The organism is Rothia terrae (assembly GCF_012396615.1).
GTDB classification, from domain to species: Bacteria; Actinomycetota; Actinomycetes; order Actinomycetales; family Micrococcaceae; genus Rothia; species Rothia terrae.
Genome location: NZ_JAAXPV010000007.1, coordinates 80,060 through 97,835, shown reverse-complemented (window position 1 = coordinate 97,835; position 17,776 = coordinate 80,060). Strand labels below are relative to the sequence as shown.

Below are 17,776 nucleotides of genomic sequence, written 5' to 3'. Positions count from 1 at the left end.
ACCTGATGGCTTTCATCCTATGCTCTTAGCCCGGTCTACCAGAAGTCGTCAGCTACTACCATCTTCTCCTATCAACCAAACGGTTGATTCCCTTTTCAACCTTTCCCGCGATGTATCAACCACCCCTTTCCCGAAGAATTGAACATGTAAGAAAAAGGAAACTTCGAAAGGTCTCGTCATCATGTTTTTGGGCATCAGAGACATTCTTTTTGCAAAGGGACGCTTTGCGCTGATTGGTTCGGTCGTTGGTCTGATTACCCTTTTGCTGGTCATGCTCACCGGACTCACCGGTGGACTGGGCAGCCAGAACACCAAAGCGATTGAAGACTTGCACGCTACCCGCATGGTCTTTGGCACCTCGGGAACATCAGAACCTGAAGTCTCCTACACTAACTCCACGATTACCGATGCGCAGGCACAGCAGTGGGCGGACGCTCCCGGCGTGAACAGCTCAACCCCCGTGGGCTTCACCCAGGGCAACCTCGAAGCTAACTCCGCAACAGGCATCGCCGTGATGGGAATTCCCACTGACTCATCGCTGGTGGCAGATAACATCGGTAGCGATACCGGCGACAGCCTAAAAGTTGAAGAAGGCAAGCTGATCATCAGCCACGCCATCGCCGACAAAACCGGCGCTAAAGTAGGCGACACCGTAACCGTCAGCGGCCAACAACTGACTGTTCAAGCGATTTCTCACGACACCTTCTACTCCCACACCCCCGTGGCATGGACGTCCACCGGCACCTGGCAGCAACTGGCCCACGTAGCCCCCAACGTAGTGGGAACCGCCCTTGCTGTTACCGGCGATGCTGACTATGACGCACTCGCATCCGCCACCCATGCCGTCACCGCAACCCCCAAAGAATCCTTTACTGGGTTAGCAGCCTACTCATCCGAGAACAAGTCACTGGTCACCATGCAGGGCTTTCTCTACGGCATCTCAGCCCTCGTCACCGTCTCATTCCTGACCGTGTGGACTATCCAGCGCACCCGCGACATCGCGGTCATGCGAGCACTGGGCGCATCCGGCAAATACCTGGTGAAGGACGCGATTTTTCAGGCAGCCGTTGTTCTGGCAGTCGGCGCCGCACTCGGCGCGCTGGTGGGCTGGGTGCTAGGAGCTTTAGCGGCAGGAGCAGTGCCCTTTCAGCTCGAAGCGCTCACCATCGCCGGCCCCGCCTTTGGCATCTGGGTGCTGGGCATCGCCGGAGCTTTCGTTGCCGTCCGCCGAGTCTCAAAGATAGACCCCATGATCGCGTTGGGCGGCAACTAATAAGAGGCGAGTATGGCACGCTCCGACGTCAGCTGGCATCGGGGCTGGCGTGAATCACGGGCGAGCGCCCCACGCGAGCTCGTGAGAGGGACTGCTGACGTCGAGTGTGCCTGCGAGCCTCGAACCTTCACGCTTACCCCGCCCCCACAGTTTTTAGTTTTTAGGAAAAGAGACCATGAACATTTCAGCATCAGAGCGTATTACTACCGGCGCTATGGATACTTTTGAAAACCAGTTCACCAGCGTGCTTGAGCTACGCGATGTCACCTTGGAGTACCCGGACGGTGTTGACGCATCAGGCAACCCCACTACTGTGCGCGCCTTGGACGGCGTGAACTTCACCGCTGAGCAGGGTACCTTGACCGCACTTATTGGTCAGTCGGGTTCTGGTAAGTCGTCCATGCTGTCGATGGCTTCAGCCCTTATTACCCCAACCTCGGGGCAGGTATTAGTGGGTGGACGCGACATCACGGGCTTCAGCGACAAGCAACTGGCTGCCCTGCGCCGCGATGAAATCGGCATCATCTTTCAGCAACCCAATCTGATTGCGTCCCTCACCGCCGTCGAACAACTGGTGCTCGCGAAACATATTCGTGGAAAGCGCGGTAAAGAGCTGAAAGCAGCGCGCGTGCACGCTAAGGAACTGCTCGAGCTTGTAGGGCTTGAGGGCGCTGCTAACCGCCGCGTGCACCAGCTGTCCGGCGGTCAGCGTCAGCGCGTGAATATTGCCCGCGCGCTCATGGGCAATCCCCGCGTCCTGCTGGCTGACGAGCCGACCAGTGCGCTGGATCATGACCGTTCGGTGGCTATTGTTGAGCTGTTGCAGCGTGTGACGCGCGAGTTCAACCTGGCCTCCATTATGGTCACACACGATGTCGAGTTCGCAGACGCCGCCGACCGTGTAGCGGTGATGGCTGATGGCCGCCTTACCTTGACCAAGTGACCACGATAATTTCCTTGTGACCACAAAACTCTCAAAAACCACCCCAAAATGCCGTGTTTTTGAGAGTTTTCTGGTCACCTGTAGCAAGATCGTGTGCGGCGGAAAGTTTTTAGTGGGCATGTGACCTAGCGTCTACGTATGTTTACGCGCACCCACTATGCTTAAAGGTGCTTCAAACACTAACTAACGATTCAGGTGCATTATGGTTACTTTTCACCGCAACGAACGGGCGGCTTCCCTCCCTGCCCGACTCTCACGCTCATGGATGCTGATTACCGCAGCAGCTGATGAAGAACGCCTGGCAGCAGCCCTCGAATCAGAAGCCGATTCCATTTTGATTGACCTCGAGGACGGCACCCCCGCCGACCAGAAGACCGAGGCACGCGAGCGCGTCATGCACTGGTTGAACAACGGTGTTGAGGCGTGGGTTCGCATTAACAAGTTCGGCACTGAAGAGTGGCATAAAGACGTTGAAGAGTTGCCCAAGGCTAAGGGCCTGCGCGGTGTGATGCTGGCTGAGGTTGAGGACGCTGCGATGGTGACTCGCACCGCGATGATGCTTCCTCCCGGCACCCCGATTATTGCGCTTATTGAATCGGCTATCGGCATTGTGAACGCTGTTGATATTGCGCGTGCACCCGGTGTTTTCCGCTTGGCTTTTGGCATTGGTGACTTCCGTAAAGACACCGGTATGGCGGCGGACGCGCTGTCGTTGGCGTACGTGCGCTCGCAGCTGGTGCTCGCATCCCGCGTGGGCGAGTTGCCCGGCCCGATTGACGGCCCTTCGGTGGGTAAGCACGGCGTTGATTTGATGAAGGACTGCTCTATTACATCCGCTGCCGGTATGACGGGTAAGCTCACTCTTGATCCCGCGCAGGTAGACACCATCAACATCTCGCTGGCACCGAGCGAGGATGAAATCCAGTGGGCACGTGATCTTCTGCAGAAGCAGGACGGCGACGCTATGCCCAAGGACGGCTCGTACCTGCCGCGTCTGGCTCGCGCTAAGAAGGTGTCTCAGCTGGCTAAGACTTACGGTCTGTGGCGTAGCTAAAACTGTAGATTCAAGGACGCGCCCGCCTACTTTCACTGCGAAAGTGGGCGGGCGCGTCCTTTGGTTTTAAAGCTTAGTCGCGGGTGTGCGTGTCTTTGCCGTAGCCGATGAGGTAGGCAATAATCCAGGACGTGCCGAGTGAGATCACGAGCATCGCGAAGATTGAGGCGGAGTCGTTGAAAATCCAGCGGTAGAAAAACCACAGTGCCGTCATAGGGATGAAGACGATGACGAACAGTGCAAGAAAGCGCGGGGTGATGGTGGAGCCGCTACCGCGTCCTATTCCGAAGTAATCTTTGAGCATAGTTCTAAGTGTAGTGGCGGTAAAAGTGCTTGTGCGCAGAAATAATGCTCGAGTATAAGAAAACCCCGGTTTCGTGCGTGAAACCGGGCGTTTAGTGGAGCCCCCAGTCGGATTTGAACCGACGACCTTTTCTTTACGAGGGAAATGCTCTACCCCTGAGCTATGGAGGCGGACGCTTGTGCGAACGGTGTCACTTTATCAGATTCACGGGTGCTGATGCCAGTTAGCGCCCGCGAGCTGAATGCTTAGGTGGCTGCTGGTGTGCCCGCGCACCGAGACACGGCATCTAGTTCTGGTCATTTAAACCCCATTCGCGGTCTTTGTGAGTGTGCCAGTATGGGTGTACACGGACTATTTGTTGTAGTTATCTATAAGAGATGTAAAGGAACCTTCCCATGCGTTCTTCGACAATCACCCGCCGTAGCTTTTTCACTGCTGGTGCGGCGCTGAGTGCCGTTATTTTGGCGGCGTGCGGCGCGCAGAATAATGATAATCAGGCATCCGGGCAGGGCAGCTCAGAGTCTTCGACGCCGCGTCCTACCGGCGAGGGCGTGTACACCCGCGATTCTGACGGCTTTCACCTGAACTCAAAGTCGCAGACACCCACCGTCACCCTGTACAGCGATTTCCAGTGCCCTTACTGCGCTAAGGCTGACCCCACCTACATGCAGGTGGCGAACGAGCTTGATGGTGTTATGAACGTGACCGTCAAGAACTTCCCGCTGCCGATGCACGCTAATGCGGTACCGGCTGCTCAGGCTGTTGAGGCCGCTGAAATTCAGGGTAAGCATGTTGAGATGGGCGAAAAGATTTTCCAGACCCAGCAGGATTGGGAAGAAAAGTCGCAGGCCGATGCCGTCAAGGTTTATGAGGGCTATGCCGAAGAACTGGGGTTGGATCTTGAGAAGTTCCGCACCGATGCTAATAGCGATGCGGTCAAGCAGATCATCGAAAGGGATTTCCAGGCAGGACGCAACGCCGGCGTGAGTGGCACCCCGCAGTGGGTTGTGGGCGGCAAGGTTGTTGAAGGCGTGGAATCTTCAACGTCTAAAGACGATATGATTTCGGCTTTCAAGAAGGCAGCCGGTATCTAAAATAGCTGGCCTGCTACCGGCGGTGGATGCGTGCTCTTTCCCTAGTGAGGGGAGGGTGCCGCGTCCACCTGTGTTTAAGCGGCTTGGATGAGCAGCACAATGCTTGCTAAGAAAACTACAGCACCTAAGCCCAGCACCGCGGCAGTGTTGGGTGGATAATGCTCCTGCAAAATGCCGCGTGATTGCCTTTCATAGCGGGCCGTCGCCGTTGAAAAGAGCACCGCCACTAGCGCAAAGAGTAGCAAAGTGACCGCAGGCGAAAAATGCCCGAACCTCAGTTGCACGAGAATCAACACAAACAGCGAGAGACAGGTGCGCGTCCACGATAGTGAAGTGCGTTCGGGCTGCAGTCTCTTATCTGAAAGAGAATCCAAACGCGATGGCCGAGAAAAGAAACGAGCCATGACGTTTAAAGGACGTCCAAACTAATGGCAACGGCGGCAACAGCAAAGATAACGAAAATCAGCAGAGGAGCCGCCAAAGGAGCGGGAAGCGGACGCGAGTTGCGGATAGCGCGTTCCACCCGTACCCAGCGCACGATCGCTAAAAGAGCAAGAGCGGCAGCCGCTGCAGGCATCAGAACGGAGACAGCCCGCCAGATGGATGCGTCTGCTCCCGAGGAGTCCGCAAAAGCATAGGCTGCCAGCCCGCCCGCTAAAAAGGCGAGTGCGGTGCGAATCCATGCTAAGAAGGTGCGTTCGTTGGCCAGCGTGAAGCGAGGGTCCGGTTCGGTGCCGTGCGGAAAGAACACGCGCGTGAGTCGATTACGGTGATTTTTACTCATGACTAGCGCATTCCTTTTCTTCCGGGCCGGGTTTTCTCGTCATATCGTGCTGATTTTTTCGCTCTGAAGAGTAGAGTAAAGAGTAATACTAAGCGTAGATAGTATCGGGGCGGGGTGATGCCGCATCCTAACTATCTGCATCAACAATCTTATATCCCATCGTTGGATCACCTGCCTGCCCCAGAAAGGACCACCCATGCGCATTGCGTTAGCCCAGATTTCTAGTACTCGAGATGTCGCCCAGAACATTGAACTTCTCCGTGAGAATGTTGCTACTGCGGCTCAGCACGACGCTGATCTTGTGGTCTTTCCCGAAGCTAGCATGCTGAGCTTTGAAGGTCCGCTGCCCGATGAAACCGCCGCCCACCAGGGTGAATGGGAAAAAGCTGTCAAGGACGCAGCGCAGCAGCACGGTATCGCTATCGCGGCAGGCGGCTTCAAGACCGCGGGGGAGCGCGTCTACAACCAGCTTCTGCTGGCATACCCTGACGGTAGCGAGAAGATTTACAACAAGATGCACCTCTTTGACGCTTACGGTTTTGAGGAATCAGAAAACGTTGCACCCGGTGATGAACTGGTACTTGCCGAGGTCGCCGGCACCAAGCTGGGTCTTACTGTTTGCTATGACGTGCGCTTTCCTAAGCTCTACGCCGAGTACTCGCGTGCGGGTGCCCAGGTCATGCTGGTCATCGCGTCGTGGGGCGAGGGTAGCGGCAAGGTTGATCAGTGGCGCGCACTCACCACTGCCCGCGCACTGGATTCCAACAGCTACGTGGTAGCGGTTGGTCAGGCTCACCCGCTGACTGTGGGTTCTGACCCCGATGAGTCACCCGCCCCGCTGGGTATCGGCCGCAGCCGCGTCATTGATCCCTTTGGACGCGAGTTGGTGGAGCTCGGCGAATCTCCCGACCTTCGCCTAGTAGAGCTGGATCTAGAGCTGGTTGAAGAAGCCCACCAGAAGCTCCCGGTGCTAGAGAACGCAAAACTCGGTTACTAAAGATTTACTCAAGAGAGGAAAAGAAATCATGAATCGTATTGCTATTATTGGCGGTCACGGCAAAGTTGCTTTGCTGGCTGAGCCCCTGCTCGTTGAGGCCGGCCACGAGGTGCACGCGATTATCCGCAACCCGGAACACCGCGCAGAGGTTGAGAAAACCGGCGCGAACGCGATTGTCGCAGATATTCAGCAGCTCAGCACTGATGACATCAGCGAGTTGTTAACCGAACGCAACATCGACACTGTGGTGTGGAGTGCAGGCGCAGGTGGCGGCGACCCCGAACGCACCTACGCAGTGGATCGCGATGCCGCTATTCGTTCTATGGACGCGGCGCAGGCATCCGGTGCGCAGCGCTACATCATGGTGTCCTACAACGGCGCAGGCCAGAACCACGGCGTTCCCGAAGATAATTCTTTCTACGCCTACGCACAGTCCAAGGCAGATGCCGATGATCACCTGCGCGCAAGCTCGCTAGATTTCACTATTCTGGGCCCCGGCCATCTGACGGAGGACGCTGTAGGCGGCGTCACCATCGGCCACGATTTGAGCGAAGAGCAGATGAAGACTCCGCGTGCGACCGTTGCTGCAGCTATCGTAGCGTCCGTTAATGACGCAACCACAGCGGGTAAAGCAATCGCGTTTGGTAGCGGTGATACCGAGGTGACCGAGGCATTCGGCACCGCCCCCGATACCACCAGCTTGCAGTAAAACTACTGACCACAAGCATCACGCGCGGTACACTTGCCCTAGACGCAGGAAGTACCGCGCGTTCTTTATATGCAAGGAGTAAGAATGGGATTTTTCGATATGTTCAACGGCGAAAAAGTAGAACCCGGCCCTCGCGAGGCTCAGCTGAATGCGACCATTTCAGGACGCGTGCAGGGCGTTGGCTTCCGCTGGTGGACCGCCGGTGAGGCCAAGACTTTGGGGCTCGTAGGGTACGCTAAGAATCTTGATAACGGTGATGTTGAGGTCGTAGCGCAGGGCTCTCGCGAGTCATGCGAAAAACTGCAGACCATCTTCGAGTCGGGTAACACAGCCGGTCACGTTGAGAACGTGGATGCTGAAATCACCCAGCCCACCGGATCATACAAAGGATTTGGCACCTACTAAGAAAGGACCGCGCACTCAATGGGACACAGCCACGCAGGGCACTCACATTCTGGGCATGACCACTCGCACAATACCAATAACCTGCCGCGTTTAGCACTCGCATGCGCTGTTGCGGTGGCGGTACTGGTGGCTCAGTGCATCGGTGCACTAGTCACAGGCTCGCTAGCCTTGCTTGTTGATACCGTGCACGTTTTCACGGACTCGTTGGGTCTAGTGATCGCGCTGGTCGCCGCCGTGCTGGCGCGGCGTCCGGCTAACCCGCGTCGTACCTGGGGCTGGAAGCGCATAGAGGTACTCTCTGCCATCTTCCAGTCAGCTGCCCTGCTAGCGGTTGGCGTTTTCGTGCTGATTGAAGCCGTACAGCGTCTCTTTACAACCCCTGAAATTCCCGGTCGCGAGCTTCTTACCTTCGGCGTTATAGGCCTGGTGGGTAACGTGCTGATGCTGGTGATTCTGCTCGGCGGCGACCGCACCAACTTCAACATGCGCGCGGCCTTTCTTGAGGTTGCTAACGATGCGCTGGGTTCCGTGGCGGTCATTATCGGCGCACTGGTGCTACGCTACACCGGCTGGAGCTTTATCGACACCGTACTGGCGCTATTCATCGGCGCGCTCATTATTCCGCGCACCATCACGCTCTTTCGCGAAACCGCCAGCGTCCTCATGGAAAATACGCCTGCCTGTATTGACGTGAACGCGCTCAAAAAGCACATTGAAGATAAAAACGAGCACGTGATTGAAGTGCACGATCTTCACGTCAGCCAGATTTCATCGGACCTGCCCGTTCTCACCGCGCACGTGATTCTTGACGACACCTGCTTTCACGACGGCCACTCTGTAGAGATTCTCAAAGACCTACACCACTGCGTTGCCGAGCACTTTGAAATCAGCATCAAACACTCCACCTTCCAGCTGGAGCCCGTGAGCATGTACCGCGGCGAGCACTACCACAACCTGCCCTAACTTCTTCTTGAGCCGAAAGGACGCCCGTGAGCGAATTTTCCAAAACCGTACAGCTCTCCGTATCCGGGGCAAGCGCTCGCATTCTTCCCGACGGATTTAGCGACCGCGGCTATGTGCTTGAAATCGGGGGAGCGGAGCAGTCGCACGTTGATTTGAGCGACCCCTCCTATATCTTCTATGAGTACCTCAGGCGTATTGGCAACGTGATTGATGTGCTGGCACCTGCAGGCGAGACAATTACAGCTGCCCATTTGGGCGCCGGTGCCTTTACACTGGTGCGCTATATTCAGGCAACTCGCCCCGGCTCTGCCCAAATTGCGGTAGATATTGAACGCGAGTTGCCTTCACTGGTCATGGAGTACCTGCCGCTACCTTCCGGTACTAACTGCCAGGTAATTATTGACGATGCGCGTGCCGCCACCGGCGAGCTACCTGCCCGCCTCGGAACTGAAGCGGTGAATGCCATCATTCTCGATATCTTCTCGGGATGGAGCGCACCCGAGCACCTAGCCGAACAGTCCTACTACAGTGAAATCAAAGACGTGCTGGCACCCGGCGGTGCTTTGATCGTCAACGTCGGTGATGATGCCGGACTGACGTTCTTTACTGCGCAAGCGCAATCACTGCTCAATGTGTACGAACACGTCTGGTGCCTGGCTCCCACCGATATGCTCACCGGTAAGAACGCCGGAAACCTCGTGCTCGTTGCCACCGACCAGCCGCTCACCGACGAGACTCGTGCACATTTGCTGGGCGCAGGACCGCATCCCGCGGCAGTGCTCGACACCCACGAGGTGCAAGACTTAATCGAAGATTTACGCGCTTAAGCTCGCTTGCGACAGAGTGCTAAACGTAGAATCAAAGCATGAAGCGCTTCTCGTACTCTTTGACCGCATTGACCCTGCTTGCCCTGGTGACCGCCTGCGGCGGAACCGAAGAAACCGCTCCTGCGCCCGAGGCACCGGCGTCCAGTGCAGCGGCGAGCGCGGCATCATCGTCCAGCAACTCCGCTAGTCCCAGCGCATCTGCGACCCCATCAACGACCGCTAGCGCAACTACCAGCGCAAGCGCAACGCCAACTCCCACGCCCAGCCACACCGTGAAAAAACCCACGGTGACCGAAACTAATATTCCCACCACCCCTGCGCCCACTAAACCGGGCAACACGCGCCCGACCAATGCACCCAACGGGACAACTGCAAGCGGTGAAAAGGCAGCGGGAATTCCCGCAGGAGCCAGCGAACTTACTCCGCGAGAACTGGGTGAAAATAAGCAAGTTGCCACAGCCCTGAGCCCTACCGGCAATATCGGTTGCGAAATCTTTTCTAAGTCTGCCCAGTGTTCAGTAATGTCACTCAGCGGGCAGGCCCTCAAAAATGCTCAAACTAATGGTGACACTGACGGTCTTCGAGGGTGGTCCTACGGGGTGGATACCCAGGGCAACGTTTTTGATACGAAGCGAGCAGAGGCTCCGCTATCAGTGATTGACGGTGAATACAAAGGCCAAACAATCCCCTATGGCACCACTGTCTACTACGGACAATTCACCCTCAAAAGTGAAGAGGATGGCATGACGCTGACCGATACCGAAAGCGGGCACGGCGCGCACTATAGCCGCGCAGGTATTCAGACTTTCTAGAAGGTGATGACCGTAAATCTGCGACGGCGTGGGCTTACTAAGGCAGGACGCTGGCGATGTAGATACCTACACCGCCAGCGTCCTTTCTTGCAATACAACGGCTCAGCGACTACCGGATGCGTTCTTCTTCTACCTGCTCATCGAGTTCGATATGGGCATGATCTGCAAGAGAATCGTGTTCTTCAATCTCGGTTTCTTGCGGGTGCTGAATAATAATCGGAATTGCACCGGTAGCGGGCATGGATTCGAGCATCATCTCGTTATCATCGAACTCAGCCTCAGCGGACTTGGTGCGGTGCGTGAGTGTAACGCCCACGGACGCTGCCACGAGGATTGCGATGGCTGCCCAGCGGATTGCGCCGGTTGACTGGTGCAACAGAAGCATTCCACCCAGAGCCGCGAAAACAGGTTCGAGCGAAAGCAGAATACTGAAGACGTTACGCGGCATACGGCGCAGCGCGTCAAGCTCAAGTACTGAAGGTACGAGCGACGACATTAGGCCTGTAATGACCGCCCCAGCAGATGGATGTCGGTGAAAGCAACCGTCGCACCCTTTGCGCCCAACGGCAAAGTGACGAGCAAAGCCACCACCAGACCAACTGACAGCCCTTCGGCGTCGTGAAAGACGCGTCCAACTTTCTCGCTGGCAAGAATGTAGCAAGCCCAGAAAAAGCCCGCCAGTAAGGCGAGAAAAATGCCGTAAACGTTAATGCCTTCAGAGCGGCTATCGAGGCCGAGCAAGGCCATACCCACAACGGCAAGAGAGATCCAGACAGCGTCGATAGCGCGACGCGACAAAACAATCGCGAGAACGAGCGGGCCCACAAACTCAAAAGCCACCGCCAAACCCAGCGGGAGCTTAGCCAAGGAACTGTAAAACACGCCATTCATCATGCCCAGGGCTAGACCGAGGACGATAGATGACATCCACTGCTCGCGCGTCCACTTCCAAAATTTAGGGCGAACCGCACACACCGTCACTAGCGCTGCTACTCCGATGCGCAGGCCACTGGTGCCCCCACGGGCCGAGTGCAGGGAACAGGTGCACAGCGAAGGCTGCACCAAACTGCACGGAGATACATACGATCAAAATTAAGACGACGCCAGTGCCAAGATCGCTCTTGGATGCGTGCGCTGAAGTGGGCGACATATAGCTCCTTTTCGCGGGGGGGGGGCAAGCGGCGACAAGTTTTTATATCGAATAGGGGTAGAGAAAACAACTGGTCTATACAAACTAGTTAAGGGGACGAGCCTAAGCAGCTGCCTGAAATGATAGTTTCCCCACGTCAGAGGTGGAGTTTGTGAAAATGTGAGTATACTCGCCCTGCCTGTTTAGGTGGCTCACACAGCCTCGTTTTTTGAGCGTTCTGTTTTTTGAAAAAATTTGTATTTACAGTGACGCCTATAGCGCTTTCACCGTCTTATATGTAAATAGCTTCAATGTGCTGTTGGCGTACATTGAACGCGTCCTCTGTAGCTTACGAGCAAGAAAGTGGTTCACTGGTAAGTATGTTTAACAACTTTTTTGATGCAAAAAATGCTTTCGACGAAAATGGTCAGCCCAAGCCGGCTGTCACCAAGGTCCTAGACAATGTGTTGCGTCTTCAGCGTCCGCTCGTCATCGGTATAGTGAAGAAGCTTCACGAAAAGTACCCTAACGAAACTCCCGCACAGATCGCGGAGCGTCTAGAGAAGACCTACCTGCGCGATATCACCGTGGGTGGTGGCGCTGTGGGTGCATCAGCATTTGTTCCCGGTATCGGTACCGCAACTTCTGTTGTTCTCTCATTCCTTGCAGTGGGTGGCTACCTTGAGCGCACCGCAATCTACGCTCAGGCAATGGCAGAGCTACACGGCGTGCACGTTGACGACCCTGTAAAGGGGCGCATGATGGTTATGGCTCTCATGCTGGGCGAAGACGGCTCAAACCTCATGAGCTCACTGATGGCGCAGAGCACCAAGTCCAGCGGCATCACTAACAAGTGGGGCATGATGATGGGCAAGGGTAGCAAGGACGACGGTAAGCTGTTCAGCGTTGAACGCACCATCCGCAACATGTTCATCAAGCGCTCCTTGACCAAGCAGTCCGGTGCTTTGCTCGGACGCGCGCTGCCCTTCGGCATCGGTGCAGTGGTTGGCGGCGGCGCTAACCTCGCCTTGGGCAAGAAGGTTGTTGAAGAAGTTGAGAAGGCATTCGGTACTCCTCCGGCAGTATTCCCCGAGGCTGTCTCAAACCGTGCACCCAAGTTTGTAGATAACGCAAACGTCAGATAAGCCCGCAGGCGAAGTAACTGCGTAAGCTATTACGGCTAGTTTTCTAGCGTTGAGAAAAATCCCGTTGCTCCCTTACTGAGGGGCGCAACGGGATTTTTGTGTGCTCTGGGTGGTTTTCTCATTGCTGTAGGGTGTTATTTTCTGAAGCGGCTGGATGCTTTCATAAAGGCTTTTGCCGCAAAACGAGCACCGGCAGCGTGGGCACCTGTGGCGGTTTGAGGGTCAAAGCTCTCACTGGTTTCAAGGTGTGAGGAATCAATAGGTGCTGGCTCCGCTGAAGGTGCGGTATCGCCGGTGGCTGGGATGGCGTGGGTTGCCGTGTCCTGCCCATTTTTTGTAATTTCATCTTTCGCTGGGAATTCAGCAGGAAAATCACCTAGATTTTCATGCGCCTGTTTGATGATCTGCTGGGCGAATTCCTTGCGAGCTTTAGTAGTGGACGCGACGGCGCCACCGGCCCGCGCGATTTGTTCGCCGGCTTTCACCAGCACCGTGGTTTTAGGGTTGCGGGCGGCAAACACCCCAACCGCGCCAAAGACGTTCACCGAAGGGGCGCCTTTGCGCTCTTGAACATCGATAGTGGTGAGTAACTCGTTGATATCTGTACCGAGTATTTGTTGAGCGGCGTCCGTGCTGTCTGTAACGGACATGCCGTGTAGAAGAGCCAGGCCGTGAACGTAGGCTTTGACACTTTGCGCTGAGCCAACATGAGCAGCGGTATCGACTCCTTGACGCGCTGCAGCATCTGCCTGCGAAATTTTCTGACCGGCGTTGCCCAGGTGCGCCGCCGCGCGGGTTGCCATCGCAATTTTAGGGTTGCTGGTGAGGCGTCCTAAGGCACCCGGCGTCAACTCTTGCGCACTGGCACTGGCACCGCCGACCAGTACGAAGTCACGGATAAAGAGTTCACCGAGGCGCTGCGCAACTTGCGCGGGAGTTTCGGCGGGGTAGGACGCACGGAGCTTGCGGATGCGACGCTGCGCGAGGGACTCTCGTGACTGATCGGGAGGTGTCTGGCTCATGGTTTTAGTGTACCTAGTGCCTAAAGCGCAGTTGAACCCCTGTCTTGAGCCAAAACAGGGGTTCACTGCGCTTTAGGCAGGACGCTAGTTACTTTGCGTAACGCTCAGTCGCGTAACCGAGCAGCTGCGGTGCTAGACCGATGTAGGTGTGCGGGGTGAGCTCGCTCAGTCGCTTCTCAGCATCCTGTGAGAGACCCAGCTCAGCAACAAATTCCTTCAGACGAGCAGCGTCCACACGGTGGCCGCGGGTGAGTTCTTTCAGGCGCTCGTAGGGGTTTTCCATACCCTCAACGCCAGCGATTGCCTCGGCGCGCATGACCATCTGAATAGCCTCAGCAAGAACTTCCCAGTTCTGATCCAGGTCTTCAGCGATAACATCAGCCGCGATATCAAGACGCTCAAGACCCTTGATAACGTTTGAAATCGCCAGCACGGAGTGACCAAACGCTACACCGATGTTGCGCTGCGAGGACGAGTCGGTAAGGTCGCGCTGCCAACGTGACTGAATCAGGGTTGCACCCAAGGTGTTCAGCAGTGAGTTGGAGATCTCGAGGTTAGCCTCAGCGTTCTCAAAACGGATGGGGTTGACCTTGTGCGGCATGGTGGATGAGCCGGTTGCGCCAGCCACAGGAATCTGACGGAAGAAGCGGATGGAGATGTAGCTCCAAACATCGGTGCAGAGGTTGTGCAATACCTGGTTGAAGTGCGCGATGGATGAGTAGAGCTCTGCCTGCCAGTCGTGGTTTTCAATCTGGGTGGTCAGCGGGTTCCAATCCAAGCCCAAACCGGTCACAAATTCTTCTGAAACCTTCTGCCAGTCAGCGCCGGGCACTGAAACCATGTGAGCGGAGTAAGTACCGGTTGCACCGTTAATCTTGCCCAAGAACTCGGTGTTTTCAATGTGCTTAATCTGACGGTTCAAACGGTACGCGAAGACGGCCAGCTCCTTGCCCAGAGTTGAGGGGGTAGCAGGCTGACCGTGGGTGCGAGAAAGCATGGGAACCTCGCGTGCTTCTTCGGCAAGCTTCATAATCTGCTCAACCAAAGCGCGGGCCGCAGGCAACCAGACGTTGGTGACAGCGTCCTTAATACCCAGCGCGTAAGAGAGGTTGTTGATGTCTTCTGAGGTGCAGCCAAAGTGAACCAGGGGCTTGAGGTGAGCCAAACCCAGGCCTTCAAGGCGGTTACCAATGTAGTATTCAACAGCCTTCACATCGTGAACGGTAACGGCCTCAATCTCAGCCAGTTCTTTGATGGAATCTTCGTTGAAATCAGTGACGATGGCGCGCAAGCCAGCCTGCTGCTCATCGGTCAACGGCTTGAGACCGGGCAGAACCTCGTTGTTGCACAGGTAGATGAACCATTCAATTTCAACGTGGACGCGGTCGCGGTTGAGCGCTGCCTCTGAGAGGTAGTCGACGAGGGGAGCAGTTGCTGACTTGTAGCGGCCGTCGAGAGCACCAAGTGCAATGTCGGCGGAGGCCAAAGAAATGCGGCCTGAGGGCAAAGTGTTGTTATCGCTGTGAGACATAGTTTCTATTGTGACATGAAGCGTTGTGCAAGCTCACCCCCGAGCCTGTGGATAGCGAAAATCTGACATAAAAACCTGTGGATAAGGACGAAAAGAGGGGGCTTATCCACAGATTTAGCTGTTTCTCTTGGCTACGCGAATGCTTGGTTTTACGGTAAAGACATCGTTCGTTGTTGTATCTATATTTCGACCGAAAGAACCACACCATGTCTTTGCTTCACCTCGCCTTGCAGCACGCGTCCGCATCGGGAATGGGCTCATCTGCGGCATCCGGCGCGGCTGAGAAAGTTCGTGCCTTGGCGCAGGATGTGCGTGATTACGCCGAATCTATCTGCGCCGATCTTCGCATCCAGTGCCTTGCCTTGCACCGGGCTGAAACGTCTATAGCGCACAGTACCCAGCCACAATGGCAGTCTCGCACGGCCGACCTTTACCTCAAAGCCGTGCAAAATCACTGGGCCGCAAACGCAGGATTTCAGCGTCGTCTTGAAAATATACAGGCTGAGGTGACCGCCACGGGCGCCGCAGTTGCTCAGCGGCTTGAAGAGCTGGCGGCCATGATTGCAGCTGTAGGGCAGACGGTAGATGCAACCATTGACGCTGTTGCCTCTAACAACCTCATCGAAGAAGTCGCCGACGTCTTTTTAGATGCCAGCGTCACCGCCGCACAAGGGGCACTAGATGACTTGATGGCGAGCCCGCTTATTCTCGCCGCCGAACGTATGGTGCGCTAGCGCACCGTGTAATGACAGATTTGTGAAGAAAGAACCACCGTGACGCTCACTAGCATCCGTATCGTGACAGAAGATTTAGAACAGTGCTCCCGTTCCTTGTGTCAGGCCTGTTCTGAGTACGATAACGTCGTTTTTTCTTTGGTCAGTATCGCCGCCCGTTTTGCCCCGCTTGCTGCGGCAGATTCTTCAGGATGCGGCGCGCAGACTCTTGTGGATCTCGGGGAGATTGGTGCGGCAATCGGTGCCGATGGGGCTGCGGTAACTGCTACTGCCCGTAGCGTGCAGTTTGCCAGTGATAATTATCAGCGTGCCGAAGAAGCCGCTAATCACCTGCTCAATAGCCTGTTCGGTCATCACCTTTCAACGGAAGAAACCACGTACGTACTTGACCGCACGTTGCTGAGCGAGCAAGAGTACATTAAGCGCCATATTGGGCAGTACACGTATGTGGGGGCCTATGCCCTCTATGCGACGTCAGGACATTTGTCTGAAGCTGGGCACCCTGAGATTGCGGGAATTGGCTATACAACAGCCGTGGCAATGTTTGGGTTCGGTTATTACCTAGATACCAAACTCAACGGCGGCGCCTTCGCTAATCGACGCCTGAAGAATAATCTCGAAACAATCTTTGGTCACGAAGTTGATGACCTTACTCAAACGACCGATGAGATTCTGCGTAAAGCTGGCTCCTATGGCACACTCGATCACGCTCAAGCGGTAGACCCCAGCGTCCTTGGTAAAGAATACGAAACCGATCTCAACGACCCTGCCGTATTAGCCCGTAATTTGCAGCTCACCAGTAACGCCGCAGAGAAGTTTGATACCTTCCAAGCAGAACACGGCGCTATAGAAATGTACTCGAGCATCGGTCTTCAAAAAGTTGTCGATAGCGCCACCGGAGAAATCAAAGTCGTGGTGTACTTACCGGGCACTGACTTCGGTTCAGCACCTGTGAAAGGTGAGGTATTAGGAACCGAACAAACTATTCAACACACCCAAATGGACACCGGAACCACCTACGAGGACGCTTTTGCCAGCACCCAACTCATTGAGCAGGCACTGCGTCAGGCAGGGATTGATCCGGGAACATCGCTCATGATGGTGGGGCATAGCCAGGGTGCGATGGCTGCTTTCAACGCCGCATCCAGTCCTTTTCTCAGCCAAAAATATAAGGTGCAACAGGTCTACGGTTTTGGCGGCCCAACCGGCAGCATGCATAGGGCACCCGGTACAACCTACACAGAAATTCGTCAGGTCGATGACTCCGTTCCTATTCTGCAGGGCAACAGCGCCGAACATGAAAATGGCACTGATGACCGCATGATCTACGTTGACTCGATAGAAGAAACCACCTTTAACCCCGTGGAAGCTCACGACATGAGTCAGTACATCGCGGCGGTTGAAAACCCCGATAGTTCGCTGGTTGCCGGACGGATGCAGGATGCGCGACCTTTTCTTACCGGCGCGGCAGCGTCGTCAGCGTCCTCACTGACCGCCGGTAGCACGATGCCGGTGCACTCCACGCCAGAAAGCGTTCGTAACCGTCGAGTAGAGGTGGGTCTATCGGTTGCAGACCAATCCGTTCAGTACGGTGCTGATTCAGCGGTGAATTTTCATGCCGATGAAATAAAAGCAGATGCCAAAGAGAAAATGGAAGGTACCTCGTCAGCATACGCAAACCCTCACCAGGAACCTGCCGTCTCTCTGGACTCAGGCATTGAAAAGCTCAAAGATTTTCAAGGAAAGGTTGATAAAACAAGCGGTATCGTAGGAGAAGTTTCTACTGGGTTTGACCTTATCACTGAAGATAACGACGGGCTTGAGGACGCCGCGCCTGAAACTCAGCAGGTGCTCAAGGCATACAACGTTCAAGAAACCCTGCGGTTTACCGGCGATAAAGTATCTGAAGAGATTGCCGATAGCCTGCCTAAGCCACGAGTGGATGCGGGGGCACCTATCGCTATGAATTGCGATGTTCCGGCCGACTCGTGGTGGGCAGCGTGGAATACTCCGACGCGACCCCCAACTCCCGCACCAGCGTCATAAATGT

Annotated in this window: 21 protein-coding genes and 1 tRNA gene; 13 read left to right on the top strand and 9 right to left on the bottom strand. The window is 55.6% G+C overall.

Features of this window, described 5'->3' with window-relative positions; genetic code table 11:
* The first annotated feature begins 181 nt into the window (after positions 1 to 181).
* The 3 genes from HF984_RS05455 to HF984_RS05445 all read left to right on the top strand — a co-directional run bounded on the left by HF984_RS05455 (position 182) and on the right by HF984_RS05445 (position 3,270).
* Positions 182 to 1,273, top strand: a complete 1,092-nt coding sequence (locus tag HF984_RS05455) for an ABC transporter permease (protein ID WP_168614671.1) — start codon at positions 182 to 184, stop codon at positions 1,271 to 1,273.
* 214 nt (positions 1,274 to 1,487) lie between these two features.
* Positions 1,488 to 2,216 carry an ABC transporter ATP-binding protein gene (locus tag HF984_RS05450; RefSeq protein ID WP_168614699.1) on the top strand — a complete coding sequence of 243 codons (729 nt, stop codon included), beginning with the start codon at positions 1,488 to 1,490 and terminating at the stop codon, positions 2,214 to 2,216.
* Between the two features lie 202 nt (positions 2,217 to 2,418).
* Positions 2,419 to 3,270 carry an HpcH/HpaI aldolase/citrate lyase family protein gene (locus HF984_RS05445; protein ID WP_168614670.1) on the top strand — a complete coding sequence of 284 codons (852 nt, stop codon included), beginning with the start codon at positions 2,419 to 2,421 and terminating at the stop codon, positions 3,268 to 3,270.
* 73 nt (positions 3,271 to 3,343) lie between these two features.
* Here HF984_RS05445 and HF984_RS05440 read toward each other — a convergent pair whose 3' ends face one another.
* Positions 3,344 to 3,574, bottom strand: coding sequence for a hypothetical protein (locus tag HF984_RS05440; protein ID WP_168614669.1), 231 nt, complete (start codon positions 3,572 to 3,574; stop codon positions 3,344 to 3,346).
* A gap of 95 nt (positions 3,575 to 3,669) precedes the next feature.
* Positions 3,670 to 3,744 (bottom strand) — tRNA-Thr (locus HF984_RS05435).
* A gap of 225 nt (positions 3,745 to 3,969) precedes the next feature.
* Between HF984_RS05435 and HF984_RS05430 the strand changes: the two genes are divergently transcribed.
* Entirely contained in the window at positions 3,970 to 4,668 is a 699-nt protein-coding gene (locus HF984_RS05430; protein ID WP_168614668.1) for a DsbA family protein, read from the top strand.
* Positions 4,669 to 4,742: 74 nt separating this feature from the next.
* On the opposite strand, the gene HF984_RS05425 is transcribed toward HF984_RS05430, so the two are convergent.
* The gene (locus HF984_RS05425) at positions 4,743 to 5,072 is read right to left on the bottom strand and encodes a DUF202 domain-containing protein (RefSeq protein ID WP_168614667.1); all 330 of its coding nucleotides are present in this window, start codon (positions 5,070 to 5,072) and stop codon (positions 4,743 to 4,745) included.
* Between the two features lie 5 nt (positions 5,073 to 5,077).
* Positions 5,078 to 5,452 carry a YidH family protein gene (locus HF984_RS05420; protein WP_168614666.1) on the bottom strand — a complete coding sequence of 125 codons (375 nt, stop codon included), beginning with the start codon at positions 5,450 to 5,452 and terminating at the stop codon, positions 5,078 to 5,080.
* 196 nt (positions 5,453 to 5,648) lie between these two features.
* Between HF984_RS05420 and HF984_RS05415 the strand changes: the two genes are divergently transcribed.
* From HF984_RS05415 to HF984_RS05390, 6 genes are all read left to right on the top strand, one after another.
* Positions 5,649 to 6,449, top strand: coding sequence for a carbon-nitrogen hydrolase family protein (locus HF984_RS05415; protein ID WP_168614665.1), 801 nt, complete (start codon positions 5,649 to 5,651; stop codon positions 6,447 to 6,449).
* A gap of 28 nt (positions 6,450 to 6,477) precedes the next feature.
* Positions 6,478 to 7,158, top strand: coding sequence for an SDR family oxidoreductase (locus tag HF984_RS05410; protein WP_168614664.1), 681 nt, complete (start codon positions 6,478 to 6,480; stop codon positions 7,156 to 7,158).
* A gap of 84 nt (positions 7,159 to 7,242) precedes the next feature.
* Positions 7,243 to 7,563: an acylphosphatase gene (locus HF984_RS05405; RefSeq protein WP_168614663.1), complete on the top strand. Its 321-nt coding sequence runs from the start codon at positions 7,243 to 7,245 to the stop codon at positions 7,561 to 7,563.
* Between the two features lie 18 nt (positions 7,564 to 7,581).
* The gene (locus tag HF984_RS05400) at positions 7,582 to 8,526 is read left to right on the top strand and encodes a cation diffusion facilitator family transporter (RefSeq protein WP_168614662.1); all 945 of its coding nucleotides are present in this window, start codon (positions 7,582 to 7,584) and stop codon (positions 8,524 to 8,526) included.
* 26 nt (positions 8,527 to 8,552) lie between these two features.
* Entirely contained in the window at positions 8,553 to 9,353 is an 801-nt protein-coding gene (locus tag HF984_RS05395) for a spermidine synthase (RefSeq protein ID WP_168614661.1), read from the top strand.
* 38 nt (positions 9,354 to 9,391) lie between these two features.
* A complete protein-coding gene (locus HF984_RS05390) occupies positions 9,392 to 10,165 on the top strand; it encodes a hypothetical protein (RefSeq protein ID WP_168614660.1) in 774 nt (257 codons plus the stop codon).
* A gap of 109 nt (positions 10,166 to 10,274) precedes the next feature.
* On the opposite strand, the gene HF984_RS05385 is transcribed toward HF984_RS05390, so the two are convergent.
* The 3 genes from HF984_RS05385 to HF984_RS05375 are packed head-to-tail and all read right to left on the bottom strand — an operon-like array spanning position 10,275 to position 11,315.
* On the bottom strand, positions 10,275 to 10,661 hold the full coding sequence (locus HF984_RS05385; RefSeq protein WP_168614659.1) for a DMT family transporter: 387 nt from the start codon (positions 10,659 to 10,661) through the stop codon (positions 10,275 to 10,277).
* The gene (locus tag HF984_RS05380) at positions 10,661 to 11,146 is read right to left on the bottom strand and encodes an EamA family transporter (RefSeq protein WP_168614658.1); all 486 of its coding nucleotides are present in this window, start codon (positions 11,144 to 11,146) and stop codon (positions 10,661 to 10,663) included. The genes HF984_RS05385 and HF984_RS05380 overlap by 1 nt, the downstream gene beginning before the upstream one ends.
* Complete coding sequence (locus HF984_RS05375) at positions 11,121 to 11,315, bottom strand: hypothetical protein (protein WP_168614657.1); 195 nt, start codon at positions 11,313 to 11,315, stop codon at positions 11,121 to 11,123. The genes HF984_RS05380 and HF984_RS05375 overlap by 26 nt, the downstream gene beginning before the upstream one ends.
* A 359-nt stretch (positions 11,316 to 11,674) precedes the next feature.
* Between HF984_RS05375 and HF984_RS05370 the strand changes: the two genes are divergently transcribed.
* A complete protein-coding gene (locus HF984_RS05370) occupies positions 11,675 to 12,439 on the top strand; it encodes a di- and tripeptidase (protein ID WP_168614656.1) in 765 nt (254 codons plus the stop codon).
* 134 nt (positions 12,440 to 12,573) lie between these two features.
* Here the strand turns inward: HF984_RS05370 and HF984_RS05365 are convergent, their stop codons facing one another.
* Both HF984_RS05365 and purB read right to left on the bottom strand, forming a co-directional pair.
* Positions 12,574 to 13,461 carry a hypothetical protein gene (locus HF984_RS05365; RefSeq protein WP_168614655.1) on the bottom strand — a complete coding sequence of 296 codons (888 nt, stop codon included), beginning with the start codon at positions 13,459 to 13,461 and terminating at the stop codon, positions 12,574 to 12,576.
* 88 nt (positions 13,462 to 13,549) lie between these two features.
* Positions 13,550 to 14,992, bottom strand: a complete 1,443-nt coding sequence (gene purB, locus HF984_RS05360) for an adenylosuccinate lyase (protein ID WP_168614654.1) — start codon at positions 14,990 to 14,992, stop codon at positions 13,550 to 13,552.
* A 206-nt stretch (positions 14,993 to 15,198) separates the two neighbouring features.
* Between purB and HF984_RS05355 the strand changes: the two genes are divergently transcribed.
* A complete protein-coding gene (locus HF984_RS05355) occupies positions 15,199 to 15,726 on the top strand; it encodes a hypothetical protein (RefSeq protein ID WP_168614653.1) in 528 nt (175 codons plus the stop codon).
* Positions 15,727 to 15,765: 39 nt separating this feature from the next.
* Positions 15,766 to 17,772, top strand: coding sequence for an alpha/beta hydrolase (locus HF984_RS05350; protein WP_168614652.1), 2,007 nt, complete (start codon positions 15,766 to 15,768; stop codon positions 17,770 to 17,772).
* Positions 17,773 to 17,776 lie beyond the last annotated feature (4 nt).

Excerpts from the sequence above, each read along its gene's own strand:
- HF984_RS05445 (WP_168614670.1), top strand. The coding sequence starts at position 2,419 with ATGGTTACTTTTCACCGCAACGAACGGGCGGCTTCCCTCCCTGCCCGA.
- HF984_RS05440 (WP_168614669.1), bottom strand. The coding sequence starts at position 3,574 with ATGCTCAAAGATTACTTCGGAATAGGACGCGGTAGCGGCTCCACCATC.
- HF984_RS05365 (WP_168614655.1), bottom strand. The coding sequence starts at position 13,461 with ATGAGCCAGACACCTCCCGATCAGTCACGAGAGTCCCTCGCGCAGCGT.
- HF984_RS05405 (WP_168614663.1), top strand. The coding sequence starts at position 7,243 with ATGGGATTTTTCGATATGTTCAACGGCGAAAAAGTAGAACCCGGCCCT.
- HF984_RS05425 (WP_168614667.1), bottom strand. The coding sequence starts at position 5,072 with ATGGCTCGTTTCTTTTCTCGGCCATCGCGTTTGGATTCTCTTTCAGAT.
- purB (WP_168614654.1), bottom strand. The coding sequence starts at position 14,992 with ATGTCTCACAGCGATAACAACACTTTGCCCTCAGGCCGCATTTCTTTG.
- HF984_RS05385 (WP_168614659.1), bottom strand. The coding sequence starts at position 10,661 with ATGTCGTCGCTCGTACCTTCAGTACTTGAGCTTGACGCGCTGCGCCGT.
- HF984_RS05455 (WP_168614671.1), top strand. The coding sequence starts at position 182 with ATGTTTTTGGGCATCAGAGACATTCTTTTTGCAAAGGGACGCTTTGCG.
- HF984_RS05410 (WP_168614664.1), top strand. The coding sequence starts at position 6,478 with ATGAATCGTATTGCTATTATTGGCGGTCACGGCAAAGTTGCTTTGCTG.
- HF984_RS05390 (WP_168614660.1), top strand. The coding sequence starts at position 9,392 with ATGAAGCGCTTCTCGTACTCTTTGACCGCATTGACCCTGCTTGCCCTG.
- HF984_RS05375 (WP_168614657.1), bottom strand. The coding sequence starts at position 11,315 with ATGTCGCCCACTTCAGCGCACGCATCCAAGAGCGATCTTGGCACTGGC.
- HF984_RS05420 (WP_168614666.1), bottom strand. The coding sequence starts at position 5,452 with ATGAGTAAAAATCACCGTAATCGACTCACGCGCGTGTTCTTTCCGCAC.
- HF984_RS05450 (WP_168614699.1), top strand. The coding sequence starts at position 1,488 with ATGGATACTTTTGAAAACCAGTTCACCAGCGTGCTTGAGCTACGCGAT.
- HF984_RS05415 (WP_168614665.1), top strand. The coding sequence starts at position 5,649 with ATGCGCATTGCGTTAGCCCAGATTTCTAGTACTCGAGATGTCGCCCAG.
- HF984_RS05370 (WP_168614656.1), top strand. The coding sequence starts at position 11,675 with ATGTTTAACAACTTTTTTGATGCAAAAAATGCTTTCGACGAAAATGGT.
- HF984_RS05430 (WP_168614668.1), top strand. The coding sequence starts at position 3,970 with ATGCGTTCTTCGACAATCACCCGCCGTAGCTTTTTCACTGCTGGTGCG.
- HF984_RS05355 (WP_168614653.1), top strand. The coding sequence starts at position 15,199 with ATGTCTTTGCTTCACCTCGCCTTGCAGCACGCGTCCGCATCGGGAATG.
- HF984_RS05400 (WP_168614662.1), top strand. The coding sequence starts at position 7,582 with ATGGGACACAGCCACGCAGGGCACTCACATTCTGGGCATGACCACTCG.